This is a genomic window from Variovorax sp. J22P240 (assembly GCF_030316855.1).
GTDB lineage: Bacteria > Pseudomonadota > Gammaproteobacteria > Burkholderiales > Burkholderiaceae_C > Variovorax.
Map to the genome: position 1 here is coordinate 21924 of NZ_JASZYR010000030.1, position 7789 is coordinate 29712.

General features: G+C 62.7%; 6 protein-coding genes and 1 pseudogene. 3 read left to right on the plus strand and 4 right to left on the minus strand.

The genetic code is table 11. The annotated features are described in order from the left end of the window. Positions 1 to 194 precede the first annotated feature (194 nt). On the plus strand, positions 195 to 617 hold the full coding sequence (locus QTI24_RS31030; RefSeq protein ID WP_286605744.1) for a hypothetical protein: 423 nt from the start codon (positions 195 to 197) through the stop codon (positions 615 to 617). A 167-nt stretch (positions 618 to 784) separates the two neighbouring features. Here the strand turns inward: QTI24_RS31030 and QTI24_RS31035 are convergent. Both QTI24_RS31035 and QTI24_RS31040 read right to left on the minus strand, forming a co-directional pair. Then, positions 785 to 1129 (minus strand): annotated as a pseudogene (locus QTI24_RS31035) (zinc-binding dehydrogenase); the annotation flags it as partial. A gap of 235 nt (positions 1130 to 1364) precedes the next feature. Further along, positions 1365 to 1571, minus strand: coding sequence for a hypothetical protein (locus QTI24_RS31040; RefSeq protein ID WP_286605746.1), 207 nt, complete (start codon positions 1569 to 1571; stop codon positions 1365 to 1367). Positions 1572 to 2131: 560 nt separating this feature from the next. Between QTI24_RS31040 and QTI24_RS31045 the strand changes: the two genes are divergently transcribed. After that, positions 2132 to 3106: a ferritin-like domain-containing protein gene (locus QTI24_RS31045; RefSeq protein ID WP_286605747.1), complete on the plus strand. Its 975-nt coding sequence runs from the start codon at positions 2132 to 2134 to the stop codon at positions 3104 to 3106. Between the two features lie 535 nt (positions 3107 to 3641). Here the strand turns inward: QTI24_RS31045 and QTI24_RS31055 are convergent. After that, positions 3642 to 3806, minus strand: a complete 165-nt coding sequence (locus tag QTI24_RS31055; RefSeq protein ID WP_286605749.1) for a hypothetical protein — start codon at positions 3804 to 3806, stop codon at positions 3642 to 3644. A gap of 293 nt (positions 3807 to 4099) precedes the next feature. On the opposite strand from QTI24_RS31055, the gene QTI24_RS31060 reads away from it, so the two are divergent. Then, positions 4100 to 6526: a catalase gene (locus tag QTI24_RS31060; protein ID WP_286605750.1), complete on the plus strand. Its 2427-nt coding sequence runs from the start codon at positions 4100 to 4102 to the stop codon at positions 6524 to 6526. A 1056-nt stretch (positions 6527 to 7582) separates the two neighbouring features. On the opposite strand, the gene QTI24_RS31070 is transcribed toward QTI24_RS31060, so the two are convergent. Next, positions 7583 to 7789: hypothetical protein (locus QTI24_RS31070; protein WP_286605751.1), on the minus strand; the 207-nt coding region annotated here is incomplete at its 5' end.

Genomic DNA, 7789 nt, shown 5'->3' on the forward strand with positions numbered 1-7789 from the left:
TGTTGGGGAGTACGCCAAACGCCGCTCCCCTGCTCTAAACGCTCGTGGCGCGCTGGAGCAATGCTGAAGATCCGCGGGCTCGCGGTGATCCAGACCGCGACACTCGCCATGGCGCCTGTGCTGCGCGTTCATGGCCTCCGAGGCCCTCCGAGGTTTCCAACGCTCATTAGACGGCCGTCGTCAAGGAGAATGCAATGTCAGATGTGATCCAAGAAATTGAGGAGCGTACGCGGCTTCTCGAGAGGGCAAAGGTCGAGAAGGATCTGGAGGGTCGCCCCAAGACTCTGGAGCGCAGAGACAAGAGTGATGTTCTCCATGCTGCCTCAGCGACGAAGGGCCAAAAGGTGCTCGCGCTGATCTGGAGGTCCCTGGCATACGCAATAGCGGTCGCATTGTTCATCACCGCTTGTCTCGCATTCACCCTCGCCGCTTGGGACTATGACAGCGTTGAGCAAGGGATTCTTGGATCCTTCGCTCACTACCTGGCAAGAGCCTTCTTCATGTTTCCGCTGGTCCTGGCATGCGCCTGGGCGCTCTCGTACCGCACCATGCAAAACAACCCGAAGTTCCGCGACGGCGTAGTTACGAAGTCTGGACCAGGACGTGGTGGCGCCTGAACGCTGATGCAACAACGATCGAGGGACCCAAGCATTCCTTCGCTTGAACACAACGTGTTCCTCCGCCTTCCATCAGTCTCATTCAAAAGTGAAAGGGACGGTGATAGGGTTTCAAGATCTGCACCGCCCAATTGGCACCATTCCCATTGCTGACGTTTTCAGAAGCACCAGTCGACGATCTTCGGCGCGTCAGTGCGCCAGCGTGCGCCGCCGAGGCCACGCCTTCTCACTTGCGGCCGGTCACGAGCTGGGGCGCCCGCCTCAGCCACGCCGATGATGATGCTGCAGCCCCGGCCCTTGTATGTGCATTCCAGCGCCTGGCGCGTCAAACGCGTGTTGCCGATGCACGCGAAGCCGTAGCCGGCGCAGCCATCGGTGAGTTGCACGATGGCGTCCACCACCTTGGGCGTGTCCTTCGGGCTGATGAAGTGCCTCATGCCGAACCTGCGCGCCATCGCCTCGCGCGCCGGGTTTGGGTCGACGCCGATGATCTTGGCGACGCCCACCGCCCGGCATCACGTTCAGGCCGATGCCACGAGGCCGATCTCCCTCAGCGGACGCGACCGCGGCGCGCCAGGTTGATGTTAGTCAGCAAAATGACCGAGCCGCTCAGCGAGGCGAAAGCAAGCCCCGGACGCTGAAGTCGTTCTGGTTGACCGTCGCGGCCCCCAGCAGCGGGGGCGAGCCAGGTAGGTACTTTGATCTACCAACGAGCGGTCGCCCGGGACGAGCCGGGCAGAAACTTCCTCAACGCTTCTGGCCAGGTTGCTGTTGCGTGCCTTGACCAGGTTGTTGCCCGGTCTGCTGCTTACCCGGGTCTTGCTGTTGTTGCCCCGGATTGCTTGGACTGCCTTGCCCCGGTTGTTGCTTTCCCGGATCCTGCTGCTGCTGGCCAGGGTTGCCGGGCTGATTGCCTGTCTGATTGGGATTGCTTTGACCTGATTGATTTGCCATATGAATGCCTCTTAAGTCATCGGAGCACTGGCGCTCCGCTGGTCAAAGTAGGCACTCCTATTGCGCGTACCGGTAGTCTTGCGCCAGCTTGGCTCGTAGGACAAATATCGGCACAGCCGGATCTATTCGGACGAGAGGCACGTAGAGCTGGCGCCAAAGCGCTCGCGCTGCACCCGAGCGTCCGGCCCCCGAGCTGGTCATGAAGGACAGCGGACCCAGCATCATTGTCCGACACGTGTACTCCCGTACTCCGCCATCGCATGGCGGTGATGGAGATCACCATTGGGCTTTCGTCTCGAACGGCCCGCGATGTGGGGTCTGTTCATCGAGGGCTCAACGCCCGACGACGCGCACGCCGCATTTGTTTCGCACGATTCCCCCTCGACGGACCGGCCCGGCAAATGCGCCGTGCATGCTCGCTTCGCGTCCTCCTTGCGGGATTGAGACCTACGGAGGCGAGAACATTGCGACGACACGTGGGCTCACTGCCGTCGTCAAAGTGAGGAACCGTCTGGGGACAGGCGAACAACCCCCTTTCTACGTAAATTCAGGAGACGCGCATGGCAACAGATGACGGCAAACTTGGCAACGGCGAACCGAACCGCGACCCCATCACCGGCGCCCCTGGGGCGCACCCTGTCGGCACTGGCCTTGGCGCCGCTGCAGGCGCATTGGCCGGCGCGGCGGCAGGCTCCCTTGGGGGTCCCGTGGGCACAGTGGTCGGTCTCGTCGCGGGCGCGGTGGCAGGCGGCCTCGGCGGCAAGGCCGCGGCCGAAGGCGTCAATCCCACCATGGAGGATGCCTACTGGCGCGAGAACTACGCCAAGGAAACGTATGTCGATGCTGGACGCCCCTACGACGACTATGGTCCGGCTTACGAACTGGGTTGGACAGGCCGGGATCGGCGCGGCGCCGATTTCGAAGCGGTTGAACCCGCGCTAGCCACTGAATGGGAAAGCCGTCGGGGGGCCTCGCGCCTCGACTGGTCGCAGGCTCGCCCGGCCACCCGCGCCGCATGGGACCGGGCCAGCGAAACCTACTACGCCGGAGAGTTCGCCGAGCGCGAGTCTCCGCAGGAAGACCTCTCCAATGACGATCTCGTCGACATCCTGAATGATTTGCTTGAAAACGCTCGCGACGGCGAATACGGCTTCCGTGCCTGCGCCGAGGAGGTCGCAAACGCCAACGCGAAGCAGCTCTTTGCGCGTCGCGCCGATGGGTGCCGCCAGGCCGGCATCCAACTGATCGAACTAATCCGCAGCTACGGCGGCGAACCAGCGTCAGGCGGCACGGCCGCCGGCGCAATGCATCGTGGTTGGGTTCATGTGAAGGGTAGCGTCGGCGCCGACGACGAACTGTCCATCCTGGAGTCCTGCGAGCGCGGTGAGGACACCGGTCTTGGGCGCTATCGCAAGGCTCTCAAGAAGAATCTGCCGGTCGATGTTCGCGAAGTGATCCGAAAGCAGGCTGAAGGAGCTCAGAAGAGCCACGATCAGATTCGCGAGCTTCGCAATGCGGCACGCGAACGACGCTGATCGTGCATTGATAAATGACCGAGTCGCCAAGGGCGCGCGTCGATGAGTCTTCCGCGCCGTTGACTTACGGCGTCGAGTCTGTCTGAAGGCATGGGGCCGATCGCAGATTGTCGCGATGGGAGACTGGTCGAACAGCGGATCGCCCTGAAGCCTGATTCCGCCGAGCAGTGTGACGGTGCCGAGCGACAAGGCGCTGCGGTTCTGGACCAAGGCCGATAGTTGGCGCGGGGGCTGGTGACCCCCGGGCCAGACGCTGCAGGTGGAAGTCGACTAGCTGCCTCCGCTGTGCCCGATCAGCTGTTCGAACTCACGCTCGAAGCAGGCACATACTCGCTACGGACCGGCCGACATGGCCGATCCAGGTGATTGGGCGGCGGCCAAGGTCTTGTAGTGGTCGTGCCTTCGAGGTCGGCGATGCGTTAGAGAGAACGGCGTCAGCCGCTGAGCGCCTCGCGCTACCGTTCATTTCCGGTTTCGCCGGATCTTGAGCGTTGTGGCCTGACCGGCGAATGCTACTTGTCGACCCGTGAACGCGTTAGTCGTGGTCGTCCGAATGCGGAGAGTTCTGCGCCTTCTCGGACCTGACTGTGCCCTCTTCGACATGGACATCGGCCACGCGCAGTTGCGCTTCGGTTCGAGCCTTCTCGATCAGGGCCTCGACTTCTTCTTCGGTGGGTTCGGGTTTCTGGGGCTGGGTCATCGGGTGCTCCTTGTGTCTAAACAGCGTGGCTGACACATTCCGACTTCCCTGTAAGACGATGGCGTCACATCGCCGGGCACGGTCGCCGGCCGCCGGCCGCCGGCGAATATCAGGCAGCCAGGGCACAGACGCGCAAACAGGAACGCCAGCGCCCGGAAGGCCGAGCCGTAGCGGTCGACCCAGCGATATCGAAGCCGTCGGAGTCGAATAAGGACCACTTGAAGCGAGACGATTTCCTACATAGGTCGGGGTGAGTGACGCCTACGCTCGCGCTCCCTTTGAACGAGACCGCCATGGCCACCAAAAAACCCTCCACCCCACCAGCCGAACTCGATGCGGCACGCGCCGCGGCACGAAACACCGACAGCGGTCCCGCCTCACCCGCCCCGCCCGCCGCGGGCAAAGGTGACCCGCCCGCCCAAAAGGCGATCGACACCCAGGAGCTTGCTCGCGGCATGCTTGCCAACGCGAACAAGCCCATGGAATACGGAGAGGCGAACGCGCCGACACCGCCGGTCGGCGCCAACGTGAGTCCTCCTTCGAGGTTGCCTACCGGGAGCACGCTCTCCGAACAGAACTTCTCCGGCAAGACCGGCACCGTGGCACTTGAAGGTGTCAATGCCACGATCGACACGCTTGATCGCGTCCGTGTGGACTCCAGCGGGCAGGTGTTGACCACCAACCAAGGCGTAGCCATCGCCGACAACCAGAACTCGCTCAAGGCAGGCGCGCGCGGTCCGGCGTTGCTCGAAGACTTCATCCTGCGCGAGAAGATCACCCACTTCGACCATGAGCGCATTCCCGAGCGCATCGTCCATGCGCGTGGGTCGGCTGCGCACGGCTTCTTCGAGTGCTATGAACCCCTGACCCAATACACCAAGGCTGCCCCATTCAAGGCGGCCGGCAAGATCACGCCAGTCTTTGTACGCTTCTCGACCGTCGCGGGCGAGCGCGGCTCCAAGGACACAGCCCGTGATGTGCGGGGATTCGCGGTCAAGTTCTACACCGATGAAGGCAACTGGGATCTAGTCGGCAACAACATGCCGGTCTTTTTCATCCAGGATGCGATCAAGTTTCCCGACCTGGTGCATGCGGTGAAGCCGGAGCCGCATCACCAGATGCCGCAGGCTGCCAGCGCCCACGACACCTTCTGGGACTTCGTCTCGCTGATGCCGGAGTCCACGCACATGTTGATGTGGCTGATGTCGGACCGCGCGATTCCACGCAGCTATCGGATGATGCAGGGGTTCGGCGTCCACACCTTCCGGCTCGTCAATGACGCGGGAGAATCGGTGCTCGTCAAGTTTCACTGGCAGCCGAAGCTTGGTACGCACTCGCAGGTCTGGGAAGAAGCCGTGAAGATCTCCGGTGCCGATCCAGACTTCCATAGGCGGGACCTGTGGGAGGCGATCGAGGCCGGCGAGTATCCGGAGTGGGAACTGGGCTTGCAGATCTTCACCGAAGAGCAGGCCGAACAGTTCAGCTTCGACATCCTGGACGCGACCAAGATCATCCCCGAGGAACTGGTTCCGGTGCAGATCGTTGGGCGCATGGTCCTGAATCGGAACCCCGACAATTTCTTCGCCGAAACCGAGCAGGTGGCCTTCTGCACCGCCCACATCGTGCCGGGCCTGGACTTCACGAACGACCCGCTGCTGGCAGGCCGGATCCATTCCTACGTCGACACGCAAATCAGCCGCCTGGGCGGGCCGAACTTCCACGAGCTTCCGATCAATGCGCCGATTGCTCAAGTGCACAACAATCAGCGCGACGGCATGCATCGCCAGGCGATCCACCGCGGACGCGTGGCCTACGAGCCCAACTCGCTCGCTGGCGGATGCCCCTTCCAAGCCGGGGCGGCCCAGGGCTTCACCAGCGTGGCACGGCGCATCGATGCAAAAGAGAGCGCGGACAAGGTCCGCATCAAGCCCGAGAAGTTCGCGGATCACTACACCCAGGCGCGGCTGTTTTTCGAGAGCCAGTCGGAAGTGGAAAAAGCTCACATCGGCAACGCGTTCCGCTTCGAGTTGTCGAAGGTCACCGTGCCGGCGATCCGCGAGCGCGTCGTCGCGAGCCTGCTGAACGCTTCGCCCGATCTAGCGGCGCGCCTCGCGCAAGACCTGGGGATGGACCTGCCGGCACCTCTGCCCAAGGCGCTCGAGAACCCCGCGACACCCGAGGTCGAGAACTCACCGGCCTTGTCGTTGTTGGCGCGGCCAGGTGATGGCGGCATCCGCACGCGCAAGATCGCGGTCCTTGTCGCCAACGGCGTTGAAGGCAAGTCGCTTGGCAAACTCGTTTCGTCTCTGGTGGCGGCAGGTGCGGTGCCGCGACTCGTCGCGCCGCGGCTCGGAACCTACGTGGGCATCGGCGGCGAGAAGTTCGCCGCCGACGCAACCATGGAGAACTCGCCGGGCTTCCTATTCGACGCCCTGGTGCTTCCGGACGGAGAAGATGCAGTGGCGAGCCTGGACGCGGACGCGCACACGCTCGAGTTTCTGCGCGTTCAATACTGGCACTGCAAAACCATCCTGGCCTTCGGTTCATCGCAAGCACTGCTCGCCGAAGCTCAGATTCCGATGACCATGCCCGATGGTTCTGCGGACCCTGGACTGATCCTTGCCGACGCGTCTGCTGCAGACGAGGCCATCGCCGATTTCATTGGGGCCATGGGCCAGCACCGGCATTTCGGACGCGAGAATGATCCGCCAGTAGCTTGACCTCAGTGAGCGAACGGAACTTTGGCCGCAAGCATGGGTTGCGGCCTCTTTTTAGCTCAACCCTGTATGCATGAACTAGTGACCGGTCGCGCCATGGATCGGATGCGGGTCATGTAAGAGGGGGCGCGTCCTCTCGCGGCGAGGTCCGCTGGCACTCGGCGAATCGACCTTGAAAACGCTCAACTTGCCGTCGCCCTCCAGGCGTGCGATGCGAGCTTCCGATAGTGCCTCCACCGCCGGCTTCGCGCAGCTTGCCCGAGCTCTTCCATGGTGCTTCGGGATGAAAGCGCACGTGGGTGCGGATGCCGCCTCGGGCCTAACGCACACGGCGGTGGGCACCGCAACCAATGTGAGCGACATCAACGTCGGCGGAGCACTGCTGCTGGTGAAGAGCAGGTGGCCTTCGGCGACACCGGATCACAAGGCGAGGCACGGGCATGCCGAAGCCCGGAGGCGACGTCGCATAGGGCGATGCGTCCGGGCAAGCGCAGGATGCTCAACTCCTTCATCGAGCCGGAGTCCGCGGCCGAGTGCGTGGAGCAGATGAAGACCAGCATCTGAGCCATGGCCGAGCACTTATTGCGTGTGACCAAACAGGAGTTCGGCTTCACCATGCGCTACCGAGGGCTGGCGAAGAATAGGTGCAGATCGTCACGTTGTTCGCGCTGTCGAACATGTGGATGGGGCGGCGGCGTTTGATCGGGACCGAGGGATGAGTGCGTCTGCAGTGCCGAATCGGCTCACAAGACCTGTGTGATGGCTGAGCCGCACGGCAAACCGACGCCACGACAGCTCGACTGAGATGTTCGGGTGGATCGGCATCGCTTCGTTCAATCGCCCGCGTTGCCCGTGTTCTGCAGCCATCTCCAGGGGCCGACATCTGTGACTCTCGATCCCAGGCCAGCGACTGTGGGCTTGCCCGCGCGCCCCTGAGGTACCTTGCGCGCGAATATCCATCAAATGAGTAGCGCAATCAGTCAGTCTGCAACAGACGCAACCGAGCGTATTGGAGTGGGGATTTGTACACATCGAAGACAGAAGGGACACGTTCGGACGTCAGCTAGCAAGATTGACGCTGACAATGAAGTGATGAAGAAAGTTTTGCCTCGCGGTCTTCTCACCTTGTCCCTGGGCTTGCTCCTTTCCTGCGGCGGCGGGGGCGGCGGAAACGGTGGCGCGGCATTCGTTGGAACAAGCGACCCCGTCGTTGTCCAGAGTTCGGACACGAGCTCGCCGATCGAGTTCGGCTTCAAGGACGTCGAT